This is a genomic window from Variovorax sp. F042, assembly GCF_057814215.1.
This window is the reverse complement of record NZ_JBVASX010000102.1, coordinates 1-279: the sequence shown is the minus strand read 5'-3', so window position 1 is coordinate 279 and position 279 is coordinate 1. Positions and strand designations below refer to the sequence as shown.

General features: G+C 71.3%; 1 pseudogene. It reads right to left on the bottom strand.

The features are described 5' to 3' along the window. A pseudogene (locus ACZYSP_RS35595) lies at window positions 1–279 on the bottom strand (phosphonoacetate hydrolase); the annotation flags it as partial.

The following is a 279-nucleotide window of genomic DNA, read 5'->3' as shown; positions in this document are numbered from 1 at the left end:
CGCCGATGCGGTCGGGCGGCAGCTCGAAGCGCGCGGCCGCGTCCTTGCGCGAGAGCACCAGCTCCATGCCCGGCAGGCGCTGGATGCGCTCGATCCAGCCCGGCACGCGGGCCTCGTCGGGGGCGTACACGGTGGCAAAGGAGCCCAGCGCGCCGTGGTGCACCACGTACGGGTCGGTGATCGGCAGGATCACGCGGGCCTGGTCCTTGCCATACCAGTCGTCGAGCACGTCCTGCAGGTAGATGACCTTGGGCGCGCCGTCGGCGTCGTGCTTGTCGT